This window comes from Paenibacillus sp. FSL H8-0034 (genome assembly GCF_038000305.1).
GTDB lineage: Bacteria > Bacillota > Bacilli > Paenibacillales > NBRC-103111 > Paenibacillus_S.
The window spans coordinates 6,589,724-6,612,926 of record NZ_JBBOBS010000001.1 but is presented as its reverse complement, the minus strand read 5'-3'; the positions used below and the strand labels follow the sequence as shown (position 1 = coordinate 6,612,926).

Annotated in this window: 22 protein-coding genes; 18 read left to right on the top strand and 4 right to left on the bottom strand. The window is 45.1% G+C overall.

From position 1 onward, the window contains the following. Positions 1-11 precede the first annotated feature (11 nt). Both NST47_RS29640 and NST47_RS29635 read left to right on the top strand, forming a co-directional pair. Positions 12-428 (top strand): hypothetical protein, encoded by a 417-nt coding sequence (locus tag NST47_RS29640; RefSeq protein WP_240416166.1) that lies wholly within the window; start codon positions 12-14, stop codon positions 426-428. A 141-nt stretch (positions 429-569) separates the two neighbouring features. Beyond that, the gene (locus NST47_RS29635; RefSeq protein ID WP_341158353.1) at positions 570-1,376 is read left to right on the top strand and encodes a DUF4253 domain-containing protein; all 807 of its coding nucleotides are present in this window, start codon (positions 570-572) and stop codon (positions 1,374-1,376) included. Positions 1,377-1,394: 18 nt separating this feature from the next. Here the strand turns inward: NST47_RS29635 and yfbR are convergent, their stop codons facing one another. Continuing rightward, positions 1,395-1,985: a 5'-deoxynucleotidase gene (gene yfbR, locus NST47_RS29630; RefSeq protein ID WP_341158352.1), complete on the bottom strand. Its 591-nt coding sequence runs from the start codon at positions 1,983-1,985 to the stop codon at positions 1,395-1,397. 202 nt (positions 1,986-2,187) lie between these two features. Between yfbR and NST47_RS29625 the strand changes: the two genes are divergently transcribed. Further along, entirely contained in the window at positions 2,188-3,723 is a 1,536-nt protein-coding gene (locus NST47_RS29625) for a fumarate hydratase (protein WP_341158351.1), read from the top strand. An 80-nt stretch (positions 3,724-3,803) separates the two neighbouring features. On the opposite strand, the gene NST47_RS29620 is transcribed toward NST47_RS29625, so the two are convergent. After that, the gene (locus NST47_RS29620) at positions 3,804-4,415 is read right to left on the bottom strand and encodes a TetR/AcrR family transcriptional regulator (protein ID WP_341158350.1); all 612 of its coding nucleotides are present in this window, start codon (positions 4,413-4,415) and stop codon (positions 3,804-3,806) included. A 188-nt stretch (positions 4,416-4,603) separates the two neighbouring features. On the opposite strand from NST47_RS29620, the gene NST47_RS29615 reads away from it, so the two are divergent. From NST47_RS29615 to NST47_RS29605, 3 genes are all read left to right on the top strand, one after another. After that, entirely contained in the window at positions 4,604-5,362 is a 759-nt protein-coding gene (locus NST47_RS29615) for an SDR family oxidoreductase (protein ID WP_341158349.1), read from the top strand. 267 nt (positions 5,363-5,629) lie between these two features. Continuing rightward, positions 5,630-7,432 (top strand): two-component system histidine kinase PnpS, encoded by a 1,803-nt coding sequence (gene pnpS / locus NST47_RS29610; RefSeq protein ID WP_341159785.1) that lies wholly within the window; start codon positions 5,630-5,632, stop codon positions 7,430-7,432. A gap of 77 nt (positions 7,433-7,509) precedes the next feature. Continuing rightward, positions 7,510-8,229, top strand: a complete 720-nt coding sequence (locus NST47_RS29605) for a response regulator transcription factor (protein ID WP_341158348.1) — start codon at positions 7,510-7,512, stop codon at positions 8,227-8,229. On the opposite strand, the gene NST47_RS29600 is transcribed toward NST47_RS29605, so the two are convergent. Both NST47_RS29600 and NST47_RS29595 read right to left on the bottom strand, forming a co-directional pair. Beyond that, the gene (locus NST47_RS29600) at positions 8,224-8,523 is read right to left on the bottom strand and encodes a hypothetical protein (RefSeq protein ID WP_341158347.1); all 300 of its coding nucleotides are present in this window, start codon (positions 8,521-8,523) and stop codon (positions 8,224-8,226) included. The two genes, NST47_RS29605 and NST47_RS29600, sit on opposite strands and share 6 nt — an antisense overlap. 47 nt (positions 8,524-8,570) lie before the next feature. Further along, positions 8,571-9,329, bottom strand: coding sequence for a DeoR/GlpR family DNA-binding transcription regulator (locus NST47_RS29595; protein ID WP_341158346.1), 759 nt, complete (start codon positions 9,327-9,329; stop codon positions 8,571-8,573). A 314-nt stretch (positions 9,330-9,643) separates the two neighbouring features. Between NST47_RS29595 and NST47_RS29590 the strand changes: the two genes are divergently transcribed. The 12 genes from NST47_RS29590 to NST47_RS29535 all read left to right on the top strand — a co-directional run bounded on the left by NST47_RS29590 (position 9,644) and on the right by NST47_RS29535 (position 23,136). Further along, positions 9,644-11,062, top strand: a complete 1,419-nt coding sequence (locus NST47_RS29590) for a sulfatase family protein (RefSeq protein ID WP_341158345.1) — start codon at positions 9,644-9,646, stop codon at positions 11,060-11,062. Between the two features lie 15 nt (positions 11,063-11,077). Continuing rightward, positions 11,078-12,445 carry a sulfatase-like hydrolase/transferase gene (locus tag NST47_RS29585; protein ID WP_341158344.1) on the top strand — a complete coding sequence of 456 codons (1,368 nt, stop codon included), beginning with the start codon at positions 11,078-11,080 and terminating at the stop codon, positions 12,443-12,445. Positions 12,446-12,722: 277 nt separating this feature from the next. Further along, positions 12,723-13,661, top strand: a complete 939-nt coding sequence (locus NST47_RS29580; RefSeq protein ID WP_445667489.1) for a carbohydrate ABC transporter permease — start codon at positions 12,723-12,725, stop codon at positions 13,659-13,661. Continuing rightward, positions 13,658-14,485, top strand: coding sequence for a carbohydrate ABC transporter permease (locus NST47_RS29575; RefSeq protein WP_341158342.1), 828 nt, complete (start codon positions 13,658-13,660; stop codon positions 14,483-14,485). The genes NST47_RS29580 and NST47_RS29575 overlap by 4 nt, the downstream gene beginning before the upstream one ends. Before the next feature lie 23 nt (positions 14,486-14,508). Beyond that, entirely contained in the window at positions 14,509-15,852 is a 1,344-nt protein-coding gene (locus NST47_RS29570) for an ABC transporter substrate-binding protein (RefSeq protein WP_341158341.1), read from the top strand. Between the two features lie 87 nt (positions 15,853-15,939). Next, complete coding sequence (locus NST47_RS29565; protein WP_341158340.1) at positions 15,940-17,430, top strand: sulfatase family protein; 1,491 nt, start codon at positions 15,940-15,942, stop codon at positions 17,428-17,430. Positions 17,431-17,508: 78 nt separating this feature from the next. Continuing rightward, complete coding sequence (locus NST47_RS29560) at positions 17,509-17,922, top strand: sulfatase-like hydrolase/transferase (protein ID WP_341158339.1); 414 nt, start codon at positions 17,509-17,511, stop codon at positions 17,920-17,922. Then, entirely contained in the window at positions 17,915-18,925 is a 1,011-nt protein-coding gene (locus tag NST47_RS29555) for a sulfatase-like hydrolase/transferase (protein WP_341158338.1), read from the top strand. Before NST47_RS29560 ends, NST47_RS29555 begins: the two co-directional genes overlap by 8 nt. Positions 18,926-18,958: 33 nt before the next feature. After that, complete coding sequence (locus NST47_RS29550) at positions 18,959-20,332, top strand: sulfatase-like hydrolase/transferase (protein WP_341158337.1); 1,374 nt, start codon at positions 18,959-18,961, stop codon at positions 20,330-20,332. A gap of 18 nt (positions 20,333-20,350) precedes the next feature. After that, positions 20,351-21,058, top strand: a complete 708-nt coding sequence (locus NST47_RS29545) for an HAD family hydrolase (RefSeq protein ID WP_341158336.1) — start codon at positions 20,351-20,353, stop codon at positions 21,056-21,058. A gap of 1 nt (position 21,059) precedes the next feature. Further along, positions 21,060-22,493 (top strand): hypothetical protein, encoded by a 1,434-nt coding sequence (locus tag NST47_RS29540; protein WP_341158335.1) that lies wholly within the window; start codon positions 21,060-21,062, stop codon positions 22,491-22,493. A gap of 58 nt (positions 22,494-22,551) precedes the next feature. Next, on the top strand, positions 22,552-23,136 hold the full coding sequence (locus tag NST47_RS29535) for a histidine phosphatase family protein (protein WP_341158334.1): 585 nt from the start codon (positions 22,552-22,554) through the stop codon (positions 23,134-23,136). Positions 23,137-23,203: the final 67 nt, after the last annotated feature.

Below are 23,203 nucleotides of genomic sequence, written 5' to 3'. Positions count from 1 at the left end.
GAGGTACTCTGATGGTTCAAGTGTTCGTTTTTTTACATGTACTTGCGGCTATAATGATGGGGATTTATCTGCTGCTGCCTTTCCTGTCCATGCGAATTCAAGCGCTGACAGGCCAGGCACAATTCGGATTTTTGAGCGTATTGTTCGCTGTGAACCGGACAGGTCAGCTGGCGCTAGTGATTGCGCTGTTATCAGGCGGATATCTGGTCAGTAAGGTCGGAAATTCCGTTGCCTGGATGATTGTTTCTGTCGTGTTGTTCCTTGCATTGGGTGCGTTAACGGGTGTATTGGGTGGTGCTATGCGTAAAGCATTGTCAGACCCATCCGGCTCCAAGGTCAAGGACCACCTGGGCAAGATCAAATCGATGAGCGTGATCTGTGGAATCTTGTTTTTCCTGATCGTCGGCGTTATGAAGTTTCCTTTTTAAAAAAGATGGGTTGTTTACCATACAGCTAGCCAAGCCCAAAGGTCTGATACCTTTGGGCTTTTCTGTCTATTGCGGTGTGAGCAGCTTAATCTTGGTGAGTGATGTGGAATATGGGAAATGATTACAGATAGGAGGGTTATCATGGAGTGGATTATTTTCGGTGCGCTGCTCGGTATTATTATCATCAAATGGACCAACAGAAGAGAAAGGAAAAGAAAGCTGGCAGAGGAGAAGGAGAGGAAAGCCGAGCCAAGTAGACAGGAGCCGTATCGATGGACACCTTCTGATGCTGACGCAGCAGAAGCAGAAGGTATCCAACAGAACAGGATTCAGCTTAATAAGCCGGAAGAGGCTGACCTGAGTAGACCTATAAGTGAAGAAGCGAGCGATAAGCTTCACACGCTGGATGAAGCGGGCCTGGAGCTAGAGCGATTAAGCGGTCAAAAGCTACTTCCGTATGCAACCTTAGATTTTGGACGCGACCAATATCCCCACAGTATATCGGTAATTGCACCTGATAAAGCCGTTGCCCTTCAATGGGTCGATGATATACAGCGTCGTCTCGCACCGGGGCTGTTATGCTATGCCGGGACCTCACAATGGTTGGGTGATGATCCCAAGACAGGTACCGAGGTAGTTATCGGGCTTGGGGAAACTCAGCTGGATATCGTACGTCTAGCCCAAACGGATGCATGCAATTATGATCTGGATAATGCAGCATTAATAGCCAAGTTGCAGGAATTGGACAGCCGCTACGGTATTTCAATTAAAACGGCTTCCACGGATACCGTCGGCTTTGTGATTACGGCGCTTCCCGAGGATATGTCACGACTATGCAGCGATTTATACGCCTTTTGCCCTGATCTGATCGATCAGGGTGTGGGCTCCATGGAAGCCTTGGAGGCGTTTTTGTTTGACAACGATTATGTGGAGCTTTGGTGGGACTAAGGATGATGATCGACAGGTTTAGTCCTCCGATAATTCGTCCAATGTTTTTTCCAGGCTTGGTGCGAGATTTTGCAGGAAATAGTCCAGCTCAGGCATATTGAGCTCCTGAATCGATTGTTCGATTTGCTTCTTGGCACTGCCGAATTCCTTGTTACCAGCGGACAGCTCGGTAACACACTTCAAGTAGGCGTCGAGCAGATCGGCGCCTTTGACGTATTTTTTTAATTCCGATTGGCTGCTGCTTTTCGTATCAATTAAGGGCTCATATACGTGACGCAGCGTGTCTGGAATCATATCCAGCAATCGCTCGGCTGCGAGCTGTTCGATTTCGCGGAAATTCGATAAAATTTTTGGATTGTGATGCTTAACGGGGGTCGGAATATCGCCGGTAAATACCTCTGTCGCATCATGAAAAAGCGCCATGCTGACGATCCGATCAGTCGGAAGCTGACGACCGAATATTTCATTGCCAATCGTGCAAAGTACGTGAGTGAGCAGTGCGACATGAAAGGAATGCTCGGCTACATTTTCCTTCACGACATTACGCATCAGACTCCAGCGTTCGATATAACGCAAACGGTACATATAAGCAAAAAAATGACTTTCCATTGATCCCATCCTATTCTCCTGAAGGCTATATATAGTACGATATTATACACGAATTGTGAACCGATAACAGTATTTGAAGCTGCCGGATTATGATATTATAGAATAGTATGTCAGGGAACCAAACCTTGTAGGCCTTTATAAAGTTATTTAAAAAGTCGGCTTTTTGAGTAGGCACTTATAGCAGAGAGGAGATTTTTTATTCATGCAGCATTTTGAACAAAGTATGTATAAACTGATTTTGGAAACCTCAACGAATCTTCCGGCGGACGTACGTGAAGCGATTCAGGCGGCAAGAGAGCAGGAGGACGAGGGAACTCGCTCGGCACTGTCATTGTCGACAATTGCTGACAATATTCATATGGCGGAAACGAACGTATCGCCAATCTGCCAGGACACAGGCATGCCAACCTTTATCGTGCACTGTCCGGTGGGCGCTAATCAGATCGTAATGAAAAAACAAATATTGGCAGCAGTCGCACAAGCGACAAAGGACAGCAAGCTGCGTCCCAATTCCGTTGATTCCTTGACGGGCGCGAACAGTGGAGACAATCTGGGTCCGGGTACGCCTGTGATTCATTTTGAGCAATGGGAGAAGGAAGATGTCGAGGTCAAGCTGATCCTGAAGGGCGGCGGCTGCGAAAATAAAAATATTCAATACAGCTTGCCTATGGAGCTCGAAGGCTTGGGTAAAGCAGGACGTGACCTGGACGGTATCCGTAAATGCGTGATGCATTCGGTTTATCAAGCCCAGGGACAAGGCTGTAGCGCGGGCTTCATCGGTGTGGGAATCGGTGGAGACCGGACAACAGGCTATGAATTGGCTAAGCATCAATTGTTTCGCCATGCCGACGATGTAAACCCAAATGAAGAGCTTCGCAAGCTTGAAGAATATGTAATGGAGCATGCCAACCAGCTTGGTATTGGCACGATGGGCTTTGGCGGTCAAGTTTCGCTGCTTGGCTGTAAGGTCGGTGTCATGAACCGTTTGCCTGCCAGCTTTTTCGTATCGGTTGCCTACAATTGCTGGGCATTCCGTCGTCAAGGGGTGCTCCTTGATGCAAGCTCGGGTGAGATTAAGGAATGGGTATACCGCACTGGGGATACACAGCCCATGACCCAGTCCGAGCAGCCAAAGACAGCTGTGGCATCGGAGCGCCGCGAGGTTGTTCTGCAAACGCCTATCAGTGAAGAGCAGATACGCAGTCTGCGTGTAGGCGATGTAGTCATTATTAACGGTATTATGCATACCGGGCGCGATGCGCTGCACCATCACTTGATGAATCATGATGCACCCGTTGATTTGAATGGGGCAGCTATATACCATTGTGGACCCGTTATGTCCAAAGATGAAAGCGGCGAATGGCATGTGAGAGCAGCCGGTCCAACCACAAGTATTCGTGAGGAGCCGTACCAAGGCCATATCATTAAAAAGTTCGGAATTCGTGCCGTTATCGGTAAAGGCGGTATGGGTGCCAAAACGCTTGCAGCTTTGCAGGAGCACGGGGCTGTGTATCTGAATGCGATCGGCGGCGCTGCACAATATTACGCAGAATGCTTCAAAAAAGTCGAAGGTGTCGACCATATGGAGTTCGGTATTCCGGAGGCGATGTGGCATTTGCAAACGGAAGGCTTCGCGGCGATTGTTACGATGGATTCACACGGCAACAGCCTGCACGCAGAAGTGGAAAAGGATTCGTTTGCCAAGCTCTCGCAATTTAAAGAGCCTGTGTTTGTATAAGCTTAGTTAAGCTGGTTAGTAGTCAGTTGGGTCCGCGCAGCCTTTGGGTCGTGCGGGCTTTCTTTTATTGCAATCCGCAATTAGTTGACATTTTTATTTATTTTAAACGTATGGTTGCTGGGATGATTATTAATAATTTCTAATAGCTGTTCAGCCATATAGGCAGTGCTGTATGTAAATTCCTCATTTACCCACTCAATAATCATACCGAAAATCGCATGTGCTTGATAACTGGAATATAGATTCGTATTGATTTTGTGGTTAGTCTGATAATTTTCAAAGTCTTCCAAGGGTAATTTTTTTAATTCATTACAAATTCTATTTTGAAAGCCGGGCAATCCATTCGACTTAAGAATTAGCGTATAAATGTTGGAATAATTGGCTACATGCTCAAAAATCTTGATCACTGAAGTGGTGAGATCATTAACGATAAAAGTATCCGAGCTTTTATAAGGTTCCCGATACGATACGATTAAATCTGCTATCACATCGTCCATAATCTCCTCCAGTAATTCCTCTTTGTACTGATAATGCTTATAAAATGTTCCTCGATTAAGATCCGCCAGCTCGACAATGTCCGTTATTGAGATGTCCTTCAAGTCTTTATTTTGCATTAACGAGATTAAAGCATCCTTTAAAGCTTTTTTGGATTTTTTAATTCTTCTGTCTGTATGAGAAATAGTAGTAGACATTGTAATCATCCTTTGTTTGTTAGGATTCCATTGTTGAACATTTATGAGCCTTAATGTTGATTAATCAACAAAAAGGTAACTATTTACTGATTGAATACCGCTTCTTAAATTAATTATACTATAGAGGAAGTAATTTAATAAACATCTGTTCAATATGTGTGACAATTCAAATAATTGGGGGGATTTCAATGAAATTAAAGGATAAGGTTGCCATAGTAACAGGCGCGGCATCAGGTATGGGGAAACAAATTGCTGTACTTTATGCGAAAGAAGGGGCAAAGGTTGTAGTGTCCGATTTAAATCTTGATGGCGCACACGCTACGGTAGCAGAAATACAATCAAATGGTGGCGTGGCTTTGGCTATTAAAACAAATGTAGCCTTGGAAGAAGATATTCAGCAATTAATCGACACGACAGTTCGTACATATGGTACGGTCGATATCCTTGTAAATAATGCGGGTATTATGGATAACTTTGAGCCTGCAGCCGATATTGAGGATTCAAATTGGGAACGAATTTTTGCCATTAACACGACAAGTGTCATGCGTTCGACCCGAAAGGTTATACCGATCTTTTTGGAAAAGCAACAGGGTGTTATCATTAATGTTGCTTCTGCCGGCGGGTTATATGGTGCCCGTGCAGGAGCGGCATACACGGCGTCTAAACATGCAGTAGTTGGTTTTACCAAAAATACAGGCTTTATGTATGCGGAAAAAGGCATTCGTTGTAATGCAATTGCACCGGGTGGGGTTGAAACCAATATTGGCTCTTCGATGACCAAAATTAATCAATTTGGTGCTTCTCGACAACAATTGGGGATGGCCATTAACCCACGTACTGGCAAGCCCGAAGAAATTGCGAAGGTTGCTCTGTTCCTTGCCTCTGATGATTCAAGCTTTGTTAATGGTACTGTCATTACAGCAGATGCAGGCTGGAGTGCATATTAACCCATACACAACGAATAATAACGATCAAAAACAATGTGCACCTTCTGAAATTAGACATGAGAACCCGATTAGGGCTTTTCTGAGCTATTTTCAGGGGTGCTTTTTATTTTGTTGGAGTGTTGAGCAAGATAATGTACAGGATGGGAACATTCATCTTTACAAATAATTAACTAGCAATTCAAGTGTGAAAAAGATACGATAAGGTGTAATGCAGTCAATTAATTACTTATCATAATGCCTATGTCGATGATGGAGGGACAACCCTATATGCACAAATTCCGTGCGCGATTAACGTTGATTTTTATAGTGTTGATTGGCTCCTCGGTCCTCATTGCCGGACTATTCATGGCACAGGTCCTCAGGGAATCACATATTGAAGCTTTAAAAACAAATATGCAGCGGGAGCTGCGGATTATTCTCGCAACAATGGACTGGAACAAGGGCGGTACTGAAGCTGAGCAGCTTGCTTACTATGGAGAACAGGTGAACCGGCTTCGCCAATCCGCGGATGCCAGGGTGACCTTTATACGCTCGGATGGCAAGGTATTGGGAGATTCGGATCATAATCCCGAAGATATGGACAATCACTTGCAGCGCAAGGAAATCATTGAGGCGGAGCAAACCGGCGTGGTAGGCTCCGATATTCGATACAGCGCTACGATTCAACGCAATATGCTGTATGTGGTAGTTCCGGTCAAGAACGGCACCCTGACGAAAGGGTATGTGCGCTTGTCGATGAGCCTTGAGGAGGTTGAGGCTTCCATCCTTCGTGTGTGGTATGTGTTATTGTTTGGTCTGCTTGCTGTGTTTATTATTGCCGCTTTAATCAGCTTCCGAGTGGCTTGGGGCATTACTAGACCTATAGAGATGATCACGAAGGTCGCACGGCAAATTACGAATATGGATTATAAAGCAAGAGTGAATGTGAAGAAAAAGGACGAAATCGGTCAGCTCGGTCAGGCCCTTAACCGGATGGCGGACAGCCTGCAGCTGCAAATGGATCGCATCCAGGAGGATGAAAGCCGGCTGAAGAGCGTATTGGACAATATGATCAGCGGTGTGATGATGATTGATCGTGACAGCAAGATTGTCTTATTAAACCGTTCAGCTGAAGATATACTGGGCTTCTCCGTGCAGGAGCTGCTGGGCAAAAAATTCGACGAGGCCAAGCAGCAATTTGAGTTTACACAGCTGATTCAGGAATGTATTGATCTGCGTGAGCATATTCGCGATGAGATGATTTTTTACTATCCCTCCGAGCGAATTCTGGAGATTAATCTCAGTCCGATCTCATTAAATGAAAATGAATGGGCCGGTGTACTGATCGTGCTGCATGATATTACGGCAGTTCGCCGATTGGAACGGATGAGAAGTGAATTCGTCGCCAATGTATCTCATGAGCTCAAGACTCCTATTGCTGCAGTCAAAGGGTTTGCAGAAACGCTGCTGGCAGGTGCACTGAACGATAAAGAAACGGCAAAATCATTTTTGCAGATTATATTTGATGAAAGCGAACGATTGAATCGCTTGATCGGTGATATATTGGAGCTGTCCAAAATTGAATCCAAACGCATTCCGCTGCAGTTCTCACCCGTCTCGGTTAATACGTTTGTGAACAATTGTGTTAATGTGATGACATCGGAAGCGAAAAAGAAGTCGATTGAGCTCGAAATGCAGGTAGAGGCAGATCTCTACATGGAAGCGGACGAGGATCGGCTGCGCCAAATTCTGATTAATTTACTTTCCAACGGAATTAATTATACACCTGAAGGCGGTAAGGTGAAGATCAAGGTCGAGTCGATCTTCCACGGTGCAGAAGGTATGGATAACGAGCGTATACGCATGACGATTACGGATACAGGCATTGGGATTCCCAAAAAAGATTTACCACGCATCTTTGAACGATTTTATCGGGTGGATAAGGCTCGCTCACGCAGCTCCGGTGGTACAGGTCTTGGATTGTCGATTGTTAAACATCTGGTTGAGCTGCACAAGGGTTCGATACGTGTGGAAAGCGAAGTTGGGATGGGCACCAAATTTTATATAGAATTGCCAGTAATTCAATATTAGGACGTAAAACATATTAATAATGTATGATATTATGCTATGATAAGGTTGATCTATAGAAATGGATACGGGGGATTCCCATGGCACAACAAATTTTGGTTATTGAAGATGAGCCTACATTGGCCAGACTGCTTTCCTATAATTTATCGCAAGAGGGATATGAGACCAAGGTCATCGATCATGGCAGCGAAGGGCTGCAGGCTGCACTTCAGCACGCATATGATTTGATTATTTTGGATATTATGCTTCCAGGGCTGAATGGCTTCGAGATTTTGTCCAAGCTGCGTCAGAAGGGAAACAAGACACCTGTCATTATACTGACGGCCCGCAACGCAGAGGAAGAGGTCGTACAAGGCTTGAAATATGGTGCGGACGATTATATTACGAAGCCTTTCGGTGTTGCCGAGCTGCTGGCCAGAGTATCGGCGGTACTTCGCAGAACCTTGTCGGAAGAGCAGCTGCAGGATAAACATGCAGCAGGTGAGAAGGTCATCACAGCAGGAGATTTATTTATTTACCCGGAGAAATACGAGGTTATGCTGGGTGGAGAGTCGATTCCACTCAGACCGAAGGAGTTCGAGGTACTGCTCTACCTTGTGCAGCGTCCGAGTGTGGTCGTTACCAGAGACGACCTGATGAATATTGTTTGGGGCTTCGATTATATCGGCGGTCAACGAACGGTGGATGTTCATGTCAGCTCCTTACGCAAAAAGCTGGAAATGAACCAGCAAAGCGTACAGATTGAGTCCATTCGTGGTGTAGGCTACAAATTGGTCACAGCTGCTGTCAAAAAATCATAGGTTTGCTGGAGTAGCGTCTGCGGGTGAAGCCATCTCTCGGCATGAACGAGCTCTGGCAGTGAACGTACCGATACGGTGGATTGGCTGACGATGCTCGATCAATTGATCACTAAGCCTAACGCGTGGAAGAACAGCACTGTAAGCAGCTTCTATATAATTTAGAAGCTGCTTTTTTAGCATGAGCGCTACTATGTAAGATATTATTGGATAAAAGTAAACAGTATCAATTAAAATGTTGCATAAGGAAACTTTTTCACGCATAACAAAAACGAAGTGGAAAAAGGATGTATTCATACAAATTAGCGAGGTTGCCCGTTAATAGGCTTTCCATTTTCGTATAATCAGACTCTGATCATATCAATTCCCGCTTCTTTAAATAGCTTGATATTAGCATCGCTTGTCTCTTTCCCGGTAATGATCATATCAATACTTTGAGCAGGAGCTACTGTATGCAGCGATATTTTCCCGATTTTAGTATGGTCAGCCGTCACAATAATCTGTTTGGCCGCTTTAATCATTAATTGTTTGGTATATACAAACTCAATCTCTGAATGAGTCAGGCCATGAAGGGGATGAACGGCAGGGATCCCAATAAAAACCTTCTGAACATGGAGGGTTTGCAGGATGTTTTGTGTAAACATACCATTTAACATATATGTTCCGCGTTGCAGAGTGCCGCCCGGCACAATGACCTTGACTCCTGGAGCGTCACGAAGTTCTGAGGCAATGTTCATATCATTGGTAATGATCGTGAGTCTCTTTCGATTATGTAGATGTTTGGCAACATGCAGCGTAGTCGTACCGGAATCAAGAATAATATGCTCATCATCCCCTATCAATTCAGCCGCTTTTAAACCTATTCTCTGTTTCTCTTCATAATGATCTTGGGATCTTTCCGAAAAGGGGGGTTCAATGGTTATATCATCCTCAATGATACCTCCATGGGTTCTGGTCAACAAGCCTCTTTCCTCAATTTCTGCCAAATCCCGACGAATAGTAGCTCTATGGACATTGAAAGTTGCCGCCAGCTTACTTACAGAAGCTGCCTTATCCTTTTTAACTATTTCTATAATTTCTTTAATTCGTTCGACACGCAACAATATAACTCACTCCCTTAATATGCGCATTAAATTTATGTTTTGTTCGTTTCCATTCATTATAATGAACATTGGTCAAATGAGCAAAGTTTTATCTGAAAAAAAACGTGTTTATGTGCGACTTGAGGTTATGATGTAGCATAAAGTGAAATAAAAGTTGCATTATGATTCAAAAACGAGCATAATAATTATATATTACTGCTCGAAAATGTTTGTAGTTGGTTTTTTGCAAAATATCGCAAAGTTTTTTGGACTCGAGAAAGTTGTTGAGAGCGCTTCCGATTCTGGAATTCGAAATTTAAGTAGGGAGGGTAACGATGAAGAGGACTAATCTATTATTGATCATGGTTGACCAATGGAGACTGGATGGATTAGGCGCTACCGGAGGATGGGCTCATACACCCAATCTGGATGCTCTTGTAAGTGAAGGGACACTGTTTGACAATTGCTTAACGAATTCACCTGTGTGTATTCCTGCGAGACTTTCATTTGCAACCGGACTGTATCCGCACAACACTGGTGTATGGGGGAATGTCCAGCATGATATGCCTGCCGATACTGAAACATGGATGCAAGCCATTCAACAAGCAGGTTATCGCACCAGCCTGATCGGTAAAAGCCATTTACATCGTCATGAAGGCGATTTGCGTGATCGTGAGCATCTTATGAACGCTTACGGATTTGACGATGTAGATGAGATTCCAGGTCCCAGAAGAAGCATGTACATAAGAAGCAACATGACAGAGAACTGGGAGAGATTGGGGTTATGGGAAAAGTATACGACGGATTATGAGGAACGATTCGCTAATAAACCATATGTCGCCAAACCCTCAGCGCTTCCCTTAGAGCAATATGCCGATGTTTACGTCGGCCAGCAAACCAAAAAATATTTGCAGGATTATAATGACGATAAACCGTGGTTTTGTACGGTCAGTTTTGGAGGGCCTCACGAGCCATGGGATGCACCTGAACCTTATGCGAGCATGTATAGCCCGGGTGATATGCCGAAGCCGATTCCGAATTCTCCTATCGACCCTGGAGCTCCCAAAGGATTTTTAAATACTTTGTATAAAACCGGCAATTCGCATTCTCCAGAGATAAGCGATGAAGAAATCTCTCGAATGAGAGCCAATTATGCAGGAAACATCACCTTGATTGACGAGCAGATTGGAGAAATCATTCAGGTGCTGAAGGACAAGGATGAATGGGAGCATACTGCTGTCATATTTGTATCCGATCATGGAGAGATGAATGGAGATCATGGATTGATCTATAAGGAAAATTTTTATAATGGTGCTGTTAAGGTTCCTTTGATCGTTCGTATACCAGGGGAGCAGGGTGGCCCTCTAATTGGAAATCGTTACAGTGAAATGGTCGAATGGTTTGATGTTGGCCCGACGTTGTGCGAGTTGGCTGGTGGTGAGTTGAACCTCCGAATGGGGCAGCAATTCGGAAAATCTTTGGTAGACGTTATTAAAGATCCTCACAAGGTACATAGGGAAGAAGCGCTTTGTGAAATTCACAACGAAATTATGATTCAAAATAAAGAATGGAAAATGGCGCTAAATGGGAACGGCATTCCTTATATGCTTTTCGACCTGAAGAAGGATCCCGAAGAACGCAATAATTTGGCAGGGAAACCAGAAGCGGAATCGATAACCCACTTATTGAGAGACAGGCTGCTTCAACGGCTGGTATCGAGCCAAAATCAATCAAGTCATCTTACAATAACTTAAAAGGAAGGTAACTTTATGACCAAGAGACCGAATATTATCTTTATGATCGCTGACGATCACCGTTTTTATGATGTTCATACCTTACACAATTCATTGGTACAAACTCCGGTTTTAGATCGGTTGGCCGAGCAAGGAGTAGCTTTTACTAACACTCATATTATGGGTGGGCAATATCGTGCTGTCTGCACCCCTTCCCGGGCATGTGTACTAACAGGCGGCCATGTCTTCAATGCCGTATCCAATCTTCCAGAATCCAGATTTGACGAGCCTATGTCCAATCATACTGAGATCAATCCAAGAATGGCTCAGATGCCAGAACTGTTTAAACAATCAGGCTACCACACACATGCCATTGGTAAGTGGCACAATGATGTCGAAAGCTTTAACAGAGGTTTTAGCGGAGGTGAGAGCCTGCTATTCGGAGGAATGGCAATACAGGATCAAATGCCGCTTCATGCTTTCAATCCAGAAGGAACATATCCGCGTGAGGCGGCGGTTGTCAACGATCAATTTTCAACGAATATTTTTTGTGATTCCGCAATCCGCTTTATTGAAAATTATGACAAGGAAGAGCCGTTTCTGCTCTATATGGCCTTTACTTCACCTCACGACCCGCGGACGGCCCCTCAAGAGTACGCTGATTTGTATGACCCGCAGCACATTCCGCTGCCCAAAAATTTTATGGCTGTCCACCCGTTTGACAATGGAGAAATGTTTGTACGGGATGAGCATTTGGCTTGTCTTCCAAGGGTTCCTGCGGAAATATGTAAACATATAGCAGATTATTATGCGATGATCACTCATATGGATGCACAAATGGGGCGTGTTATAGACACTTTACAACAGAAAGGTTTATCGGAAGATACGATAGTTGTATATACGTCAGATCATGGTTTATCTGTAGGTCAGCATGGATTAATGGGCAAACAAAATTTGTATGATCACAGTATACGAATTCCTTTAATCATGAGTGGTCCAGGTCTGCCTGAGAATGTGCGAATTAATGCTTTGACATGTCAAACGGACATTTTTCCTACATTATGTGAATTAAGCGGGATATCGATACCACAAACAGTAGATGGAAAAAGCATGCTTTCCCTGCTCAGTGAAAACAATGATGGATTATACAGCAGCGTATTTGCCATTTATAAAGATGTACAGCGTATGGTAAAAACCGATTCATGGAAATTAATCCGGTATTATCGTTCTGAAGCTAGGGAAACGGGAACTGATGCCATACAGCTATTCAATATGGTGGATGACCCTTGGGAAATTAATAATTTAGCTTTGAATCCCGAGCAAGGGCCTGTAATTGAAGAAATGTTACAAAAATTGCGGAAATGGCAGATCGATTTAAACGACCCAATTCTTTCCCAACCATAATGGGCAGGGTGGAGGAGATCCGTGTTAGCGGTAGAATGAAAATTTAGAATTGTTGAGTATGTGAGACACCATCATATCGCCAGTGTTGCTGCATGAGCAGCAGAATTTGGACCACCCTACACATTACCAAGCTGAAAACTCGTGTTTGGAAGGAGCAAGAACGAGTAGGGTGGCGCTCCTTTAAGGAGGATAATTGGAACCGCGAAGCTTTATATTTTGAATATAAAGGAAGCGCTTGCAACAGAGAAGGGAAGAGAAAGCTGGGAAAAGCTAAAAAATAAACAGTTATAATAAAGCGCTTACAGAGGGAGTGAATAACATTCGTACCGAATCCATTTCGAGATCCAAACGGCGAGAGCTTGCAATCGGATATTTATTTTTATGGCCGACCATTACTTTATTAAGTATTTTCATGTTTTATCCATTGCTAAAAACATCGTATCTCAGTTTATTCAGTACCAATATTCGGGGCCAGACTGTTGCTTTCATTGGTATCGATAATTATACGAGGCTTCTCGGATCTGCCGATTTCTACTCCAGCTTGTTGACCACCGTGCTATTTACGGTCTATACAGTACCTACAGGTATCTTTCTGGCTTTGCTGCTGGCCGTGCTGTCTCACGGTAAAAAAAGGGGAATGCGCGGCTTTCAATTTGTTTTTTGCTTGCCGCTGGCAGTTTCCGTAGGTACAGCTTCCGTAATCTGGACATTGATTCTGAACCCGACGGTAGGCATATTTAATTATGCTTTAACTCAGATTGGGCTGCAGCCGGTTGGCTGGCTGATTGATGCGGACACTGCGCTATATGCGGTTTCCATTGCCACGGTCTGGATGAATTCAGGATTCCTGTTCATCATTCTTCTGGCAGGGCTGCAAGGCATCCCTGATGATTTGTATGAGGCTGCCACGATTGACGGTGCGGGGCCTGTCCGGTCTTTTATGAATATTACGATCCCCTTGCTGTCACCAACCATTTTTTTCGTTACCATTGTTTCCGTTATTGACGCTTTCCAAACGTTCGGGCAGATTAATATTATGACCCAGGGCGGACCTATGGGAAGCACGAAGGTGTTCGTATATGCGCTTTACCAGGAAGCTTTCCGCAACTTCCAATATGGGCCTGCTTGCGCTAGAGCTATTGTGCTATTCGTAATTATTTTGATATTGACAGGCATCCAGTTCAAAATCGGGGAAAAGAAGGTGCATTATCAATGAAGCTTTCTTTAAGATTGCCTTCCTTTATGCATTACTTGCTTCTCACCGTGCTGGCTGTCATTATGATCTATCCTGTGTATTTCGCCATTTCCTACGCTTTCATGACAACAGAGCAGGTTCAGGCCTATCCTCCATCATTTTTTCCAGAAAGCTTTCAATTTGAGAACTTCATCCTTGTTACACAAATGATTCCCATTATTCGGTTTATTCTTAATAGCTTTGTTGTCTCCATGGTTATAACGGCGGGGCATCTCCTTACAGCCAGTTTGGCCGCGTATGCATTTTCATTTTTGCAATTCCGTGGCAGGAATACGTTGTTCGCCATTTTTTTGGCTACGATGATGGTGCCCTGGGAGGTCACGGTCATCCCCAATTTTATGACCATTCAGCAATGGGGTTGGATGGACTCGTACTTGGGACTTACCGTACCCCATATTGCTTCGGTCTTCGGCATATTCATGTTTCGCCAGTTTTTTCTACAGCTGCCAAGAGAGCTCTTTGATGCAGCCAAAATCGACGGCTGCGGCCATATGCGCACATTTGCCAGCATTGTCATTCCGCTTTCCCGTCCGGCTATCGGTACGTTTATGGTTTATAGCTTCCTAAAGGCCTGGAACATGTATTTGTGGCCACTGCTAATTACTAACAACGAGAAGATGAGAACTGTACAGATCGGGATTACGATGCTGAAAAACGAGGATTATTCCCATTGGAACTTGATTTTGGCTGGGGTTACACTGGTCTTTCTCCCTTCATTATTGCTTTTGATACTTGGCATGAAACAATTAGTTAGCGGAATTACGGGTGGAGCAGTAAAACAATGACAATGGAAAAGGGGTAGTTCAACATGAAATTTACAAGGAGAAAGATGGGTCTCTCGTTGCTCGCTTCAATGGTGCTTGCTTCTGGATGTAGCAATGGGGGAAGCAATGCTGAGGAAACGGTTAAGCCGCAATCAGGTCCGGTAAAAATCGTTTGGTGGCATTCACTGGCTGGAGCCAATGGTAAAGTATTAGAACAAATGACGGATAACTTCAATAAATCCCAGACAGATGTTCAAGTAGAGGCCGTGTTCCAAGGGGAATATGAGGATTCCTTCACCAAATTGTTTGCAACCGTTAATTCCAACAGCGGTCCGGTCTTGTTCCAGTCGAGCTTTGATAAAGTTGGGCCATTGATTGACAGCGGTACGGTGACACCGATGCAGCAGTTTATTGATAAAGAAAAATTCGATTTATCCCAGTTCGAAAAAACGATCATCAGCGCTTATACATACAAGAACGCTTTATATTCCATGCCGTTCAACTCATCCAATGCGATTATGTATTATAACAAGGATATGTTTAAGCAAGCCGGCTTGGATCCCAATAAACCACCGGCAACCTACGATGAGCTGATACAAATGGCAAAGCAGCTAACAGGCGGCGGCAAATTTGGTGTCTCCTTCTCTAATGAATCATGGTTCGTCGAGCAGTTTATGTCCGTTCAGGGTGCTGAACTTGTGGATAACGGTAACGGTCGTATGGGGCAGCCGACCAAGTCCTTGCTTAACAGCGAAGGCGGAATAAGCGTCTTCAATATGTGGAAGCAGCTTAAGGATAATGGCTCGACGCTGGATGTAGGCGGTGTAAGGGCAGATACACAGAAGGCATTTTTTGCCGGCCAAGCAGGGATGGTCCTTGCTTCTACGGCAGGTGTTAAAAACATTATAACCGGATCGAAGGGCAAGTTTGAACTGGGAACGGCTCCGTTGCCCAAACCAGCTAACGCCAAGCCAGGTGGCTCGTTTATATCGGGAGGAAGCCTTTTCATTATGAACAACCGCCCCAAGCTGGAGCAGGAAGCAGCATGGAAATTTATCAAATTTCTTACTAAACCGGACCAGCAAGCTTACCTAAGCATCAATACCGGTTATTTCCCGGTAACCACTGCTTCTTATGCCCTGCCAGAAATGGTTGAAAACCTGAAAACCTATCCACAGTTTAAAACCGCTATTGACCAATTGGCTTCCGCTACTGCCAACAACGCCGCTAGTGGTTCGATCCTCGGTGTTTATCCCCAGGAACGTGATGTTATTAACGATTCATTGACCAGGATTCTAAAAGGAAGTGACGTCAAACAGACATTGGATGAGGGAGCGAAGAAAATAACCGAACAAATTGTGGAGTACAATAAAAATACGAAAAAATAGCCAATCAATATCAGGAGGACCTAAAGTGGAACAGCACGTTGCGTTGGATGAGTAAAAGGGATTTCGTAACGATAGGAGGACGCATGCATGCAAGGCAAGAAACCTAACATTATATTAATCACTACCGACCAGCAGCGTTTCGACAGTGTGAAGATTAATGGCGGCTCTTTTATGAATACACCCCACATGGACAGTCTCGGACAAGAGGGGGCATGCTTTGGCAAAGCCTACTGTCCCAATACAGTATGCACGCCTTCAAGGGTATCGATGATGAGCGGAATGCATCTTTCCAGGCATGGTGCTTATAATATTGGCACCTTTGCTTCCGGGTATGACTCTTTTTTGAGCACGATTTTACGCCAAAATGGTTATCGTACACATCATATCGGCAAGGCGCATTGGCATCCTTTTTGGGTGGACAGCCCAGAAAACCAGAAGGTGGATGAAGTGGGCACTCCGCTGCGCAACTTCGCCGGCTTCGAAACAGCTGAGCCTGCAATTGGCCACACTACCTTTGGAATAACAGGCTTTTATGAGCACTGGGTGAAGCAAAAGGGGTTTGATCCTTCAACTCTGAAGATTGATCGTCTATATGAAGAAGATGCCAATGATACGGGAAACTGGAATCTGCCTGTAGAACTGCATAACGGGCATTGGATCGCCGAAAGAGCGATCGATTTTCTGGAGCGGCACGAAGGGGATCAGCCATTCTTTTTGAATCTCGGCTTCCAGGATCCGCACCATCCGCACGTACTGCCCTTTGATTTTCAAAATCGGGTTGATCCTGATGTTATTCCTTTACCGGATATTGATGTAGATAGTGAAACAGGCCATGCAGAGCATATTCCGCTTCTGCTTGACGGCAAAATGGTAGAAAGCCGCTTTAACGGGCAGTTTGTCATCGCAGGTAATGTAAAAGCGCCTTGGAGGCCATATTTCAAGGATGAGCTTAAAACGAGAGCAACCCGTGCTTATTATTATTCGATGGTACAGCTAATCGATGAACAATTAGGCCGGATTTTGAAAGCAGTGGAGCAGCTGGAAATTAAGGACAATACGCTCATTATTTTCACCACCGATCACGGGGAAATGCTGGGTGATCACAGCATCGGCCAAAAAGGCCCGATGATTTATGAAGGTGTGACGCATATACCGTTACTCATGCGCTATCCCAACGCATTCGGATGCTGCAAGGTAGAGGAATGTGTTTCATTGATTGATATGCTGCCGACCGTGCTGGACTTTGCAGGCATCAAGGATACGCTTCAACGAGACGGAATCAGTCTCAAAAACCGTCTGCAGAACGGAAAAGCATTAGAGCGGAACGGGGTTCGAATCGAATTCAAGGAGGAGCCTGACCGTATCCGTTTTAAATGCTGGGTTACCGAGGAGTGGAAATTGGCTGTCTACATGGGAGAAGCTTTCGGTGAGCTTTATCATTTGAAAACAGACCCTGGTGAAAAGCATAACATATTTGATGTTCCCGAATATCAAGCTGTCAAGATGCAGCTGCTGCTTGAGCTATTGAATGATATGGAACGCAGCGAGCCTTTGAGCCGTAGGCCATGCCGCGCTTAGCTTTAGGTTGAAAAACGAAGGTAAACTAGAACAGATGTCCGCTTGGTTTCAAGCGGACTTTAGTAAAGGAGCTCTTCAATGAATACAATCCGAAAGCCCAATATTTTGTTTATAGTAGCCGATGACCAACGGTTTGACACGATTCATGTCACAGGAAATGCGAGCATACACACGCCTGTACTGGATTCGCTGGCAAACCGTGGCGTAGCCTTCCGAAAAACGTATATTACGGGAGGCATTACTCCGGCAGTTTGCGTACCCAGCAGGGCATGCATCAATACCGGTGCTCACACGCTGAACGCCTCGCAAGGCCATCAATTAAACCAATGGCCGGGGTTGATGACGATCAATCCCGAGCTTGCGATTCTGCCACATGTGATGCGCGAAGCGGGTTATCATACTTTTGCGACAGGCAAGTGGCATAATGACAGAACAAGCTTTATCAAAAGCTTCTCCAATGGGTCGAAAATATTTTTTTGGTGGAATGAGTAATCATCTTCAAGTGCCTGTTTACGACTTCGATCCCATTGGGCTGTACAGCAAGGAGCAAAAATACAATGGGGAGACATTCTCCACAGATATGTTCACGGATGCAGCCGTTCATTTTATCAAGGAGTATCAAGAGGAACAGCCGTTCTTCCTATACTTGGCCTATACATCCCCACATGATCCAAGGACAGCCCCGCAGCCATATGCAGATTTGTATCGTGCTGAGGATATAGAGCTGCCACCCAATTTCATGACGGAGCATCCTTTCGATAACGGAGAAATGACAGTCAGGGATGAGCTGCTCGAGCCGAGCCCACGCAATCCGGACTCCGTATGCCAGCATATAGCAGATTATTACGCGATGATTACACATATGGATGATCGGATTGGTGATGTTCTCAAGGCGCTGCAGGAGAGCGGGCAGTTGGAGAACACGATCATCGTGTACACCGCAGACCACGGACTTGCTCTCGGACAGCACGGATTAATGGGAAAACAAAACCTGTATGACCACAGTATTCGCATTCCACTGCTCATAAGCGGACCCAGTCTTCCCCAAGGCAAACAATATGATGAGCTTGCTTGTCAATTCGATATATTCCCGACGCTGTGCGAGCTTGCTGGAATTCCTATTCCCCATACAGTTGAGGGTGAAAGCCTTATTCCATTCATTCAAGGAGACAAGGAACAAGTTCATAGCAGTGTGTTTGCCGTCTATAAGGATTTGCAGCGAATGGTTTGTGATGGCGAATGGAAGCTGATCCGTTATTACCGACCTGAAGAGCATAATTACGGCACGGATCGCATCCAGCTCTTTCATATAAGTGAGGATCCCTGGGAATTGCACGATTTATCCGATGAGACTCGCTATACGCAGGAAATTCAGAGACTGGCCTCCGAGCTTTCTGCGTGGCAGCATCGTATGGGTGATCCGTGGGCTTACCGGCCTGTCCTTCCTTCTTCGAAGGCCAATTCGAAGGAGATATGGGGAAATTGGAACGATTAAAGTCGTGCAATAATACAGCGGGGAGTGAATGCTATGAAGAAGCAAAAGAGGGAACAGCCAAACGTAGTTGTATTTTTTACCGATCAGCAGCGTTGGGATACAACGGGAGTGCATGGGAATCCATTGGAATTAACCCCTAATTTTGACCGTATGGCGATGCAGGGCACGCATGTCTCCCATTCTTTTACATGCCAGCCGGTTTGCGGTCCTGCCCGGTCTTGCTTGCAGACGGGTCTGTATCCTACAACATCGGGATGCTTTAAAAATAATATAGCACTTTCCGATAAAACGAAGACGTTGGCACATTACTTTGGCGAAGCTGGCTATCAAACCGGCTATATCGGGAAATGGCATCTTGCCAATGGCAGGGGACCCGTGGTCGAATCCGAGAGGGGGGGCTACGAATATTGGCTGGCGGCCAATGCGTTAGAGCTGTGCTCTGACTCCTACCATACAGTCGTTTATAACAATGATTGTGAACAGGTTGAACTTCCGGGATATCGGGTAGATGCCTTGACGGATGCAGCCATCCGATATATGGATAATCACAAGGAACAACCATTCTTTTTATTTGTTTCCTATCTGGAGCCGCATCATCAGAATCATTTGGACGATTATCCCCCGCCCATCGGCTACCGCGACAAGTATACGGGAAGATGGATCCCCGGCGATTTGCAGGGCTTGGGAGGCAGCAGCGGACAGCATCTGGGCGGTTATTTCGGGATGGTCAAACGGTTGGACGAGGCGCTTGGGCGTATGCTGGATGCTTTGCAGAGCATGAATTTTGCGGATGACACCATTGTTCTATTTACATCAGATCATGGCTGTCACTTTAAAACCAGAAACGACGAATACAAGCGTTCCTGCCATGAAAGCTCGATACGGGTGCCAACCGCGATCCGAGGTCCAGGCTTTAACGGTAAGGGCTGGTTGAATGAATTGGTCAGCCTCATTGATCTTCCGCCAACCCTGTTGGATGCCGCAGGCATACCTATTCCCGAGCAGATGCAAGGCCGATCCCTGCTGCCTTTGCTGAAAGGAACTGATTGTGAATGGCCGGATGATGTATTCATTCAAATCAGTGAATCACAAATTGGCAGAGCAATTAGAACCAAACGCTGGAAATACAGCGTAGTGGCAACAGGTGTAGATGGTTACTCAAGTCCGAATTCAAGCCACTACGAGGAAGAATATTTATATGATCTTTTGGCTGATCCCCATGAATTGAACAATCTGATCGGATTACAGGCTTATCATGAAACGACAAAGGTGCTTGGCGAGCGTTTGATTCGAAGAATGAAAGAAGCAGGCGAGCTTACACCGGAGATTATACGAGCGCCTGAACGGCAAGCTTTGCAGCATACTCTCCGGTTTCGGAATGTGACGAATGAAGAATCACTTCAGTAATAGACAAGGGGATGCGAGGTGGAAGTAATAAAAAAGAACTTACGTGAGATTAACACTTTGTTGTTTGATTTGGATGGAACTTTGCTGGATAGTCGAGAATTTCTAATGAATATTCAATTTACTGCATTAGATAAGCATTACCCTGGCCAGTACAGCTATGAGCTTATCGTTGAAAATTTCGGCAATGTCTTCCACGAGCTTCTGCTTTCTATTGATCCCGATGGAAACCGCGTTGTTGCCGATGAATTTTGTCTGGAGAAGCTGAACGGATATCACAAATCTTCACCGCCTTTTCCTGGCGTCATCCCCGGTCTTCAAGCTTTGAAAAACCGCGGCTTTAAGCTTGGAGTTGTCACCAATCAGCAAAGAGAGCCAGTCAACAATGCGCTTCAGGCTTACGGGATGGCTGAGCTGTTTGAAGTCATCATAGCTATTGAGGATGTTAGCAAAGGAAAGCCATCTCCCGAAGGGATCGCTGATGCTTTGCAGCATATTGGGACAGATCCCGATTGCGCTGCAATGGTCGGGGATACGAATGTTGATCTATTAGCGGCGCAAAATGCAGGAATTTTATCCGTATTATTAGCTTGGTATGAGGACAAGGATACTTCGCTCTATAAACCGGATCTGACTTGCAGCAGCTTTAAACAATTGTTGGAGATATTTATCGATGACACTCAGGATAACCAGCCGAATATGCGAATAGAAAAATTAGGAGGGGATTAAATTGAGTAGTGAACAAATGACATTTTTTGGTGGTGCGGATACGTCTGGGGGAGTTCAGATTCTGTATGGAAACGGGAATCAGGCACTTCTCTTTGATTTTGGAACTGCACATCACAGCTTGCTTAATCCGGGCAATGCCAATATATATAATCCCGTTGTCGCTACGCCGAGCCGTGAAATCCGCCAGCATATTTTGGCCAAGATGGCTCCGCCGCTGCTTGAGCTTTATGAGCCCCAGCATGTTAAAGGGCTGGACCCGTCTATAGTCCGCAGTATTTGGGGTGGCTGTGAATTTCCGCATTATGAACAGCTGAGCATTTTTATCGGACATATGCATAATGACCACATGTCTCTTTTGCCATTCGCACATCGGGATATTCCCGTTTACATGAACAAGGATACACATTCGTTGTACCGTGGAATCGTAGAGGCCGGGCATGCAACGGACACACAAGCCAAGATTATTCCTTGTGAGGATTTAAGCGTCATTAATTTCAAGGACTTTTCGCTCCAGATCGTAGAGATGGATCATAATACAGTTGGGGCATCAGCCATTTTTATTGAAAGCAAGGATCACAAGATCGCTGTTACAGGAGACTGGCGCCTCCATGGCAGACATCCGGAACGAATCGACCGGTTCATTGATCTATGCCGCAAGAAAGGTGTGGATTTGTTAATTACAGAATCGACTCGTGTCAACCCAAACACGGTGGCCCAAGTATCTGCACCTCGGAAGGAAGAAAAATCGCTGTCCATGTTTTCCGCTATTCTGGAGCAGGCGGAAGGACTTGTCTATTTGCAAATGTCGCCGAGAGATTTGGAGCGCATGGCTGAGATGATTCAAATTGCCGCAGATAAAGGGCGGAAGATCGTGATGGATGCCTCCCTTGCTGTTATTTGGCATCAGGCTAATCACGAGGGCATAGGAATTCTTAAGAATCACCCCGCCCTCAGTAAGAGCATTCAAATCGTAGATGTTACGGCTGCTGCCGGAAAGGCACTGCCTTACGCTACGATTACACTGGAGGAAATAGCAGAGCAGAAAAGCGATATCCTGTACTTTTTCAAGTTCCCTGACCTTGCTCATTTGATTGAGCTTGAAGTACTGGGCTCATCACACGGAAATTCGCATTTCATTCAAGCAGACTACAGTGTAGATATAGACCATCCTGAGGTTGTAAAGTATTGCAAGGCATTCAGCATCACCAGGCATTCAATAAGCAACAGAGGGCATGCCAATCCAGAAGAAATTTCTGACTTAATCGAAAGGATTGCCCCTAAAGCAGTAATTCCAGTTCACGGATTTCATACTAAATTATTGGATACGAAAGGAATCGGGGCTTATTACCCACAGAAAGGGGAGACTGTGCCCATTTCTTCTATTATTGAGGCCGCTAAACCAAGCTCTCCCGTAAGCGACAATCAAATAAACTGATTTATACAGTTGGGAAACAGCATGAGAATAAGAAATTCATTTGAGGGTGGTTAATAGAATGGCGACGATTACTTTTGTCAGACATGGCAATACGGATTTTAATTTGGAAAAAAGAGCCCAGGGCCATATGCACAATCCTTTAAATGAAACGGGGAGAAAGCAAGCTGCCGCTGTTGCGCAGCGTTTGACCGAGGAACAATGGGACATACTCGTATCTAGTGATTTATTGCGTGCCAAGGAAACGGCGGAGATTATATCCTCCGCTCTGGGCATGCCGATATCCCAGTATGACACCCGTCTGCGTGAAATCTACAGAGGCCAAGTTGAAGGAACCACTGAAGAAGAGCGAATTGAGAAATGGGGCAAGGACTGGATTCTGCTCGACCTAAACGAGGAGAGCCATGAGTCTGTCCGCGAACGGGGAATGAGCTTTGTCAATGATATTGCAGAACATTATCCCGGTAAAAAAATACTTGTTATCAGTCATGGATTTCTAATTGGCCAAACGTTAAAAGGCCTGCTTCAGGATGATTCAACAGGGAGCGATCTTCACAATACTTCTGTTACGACGATAATCAAAAACGGCGGACACTGGGAGTATAAGCTCTATAATTGTATCAAGCATACTGCAAGTAATGACTAACTGCCCTGCTTTGGCGGATTGATGGATTTAGGCAGAATTGGCGGCAGTAAAACTTTTAAAAGAATGA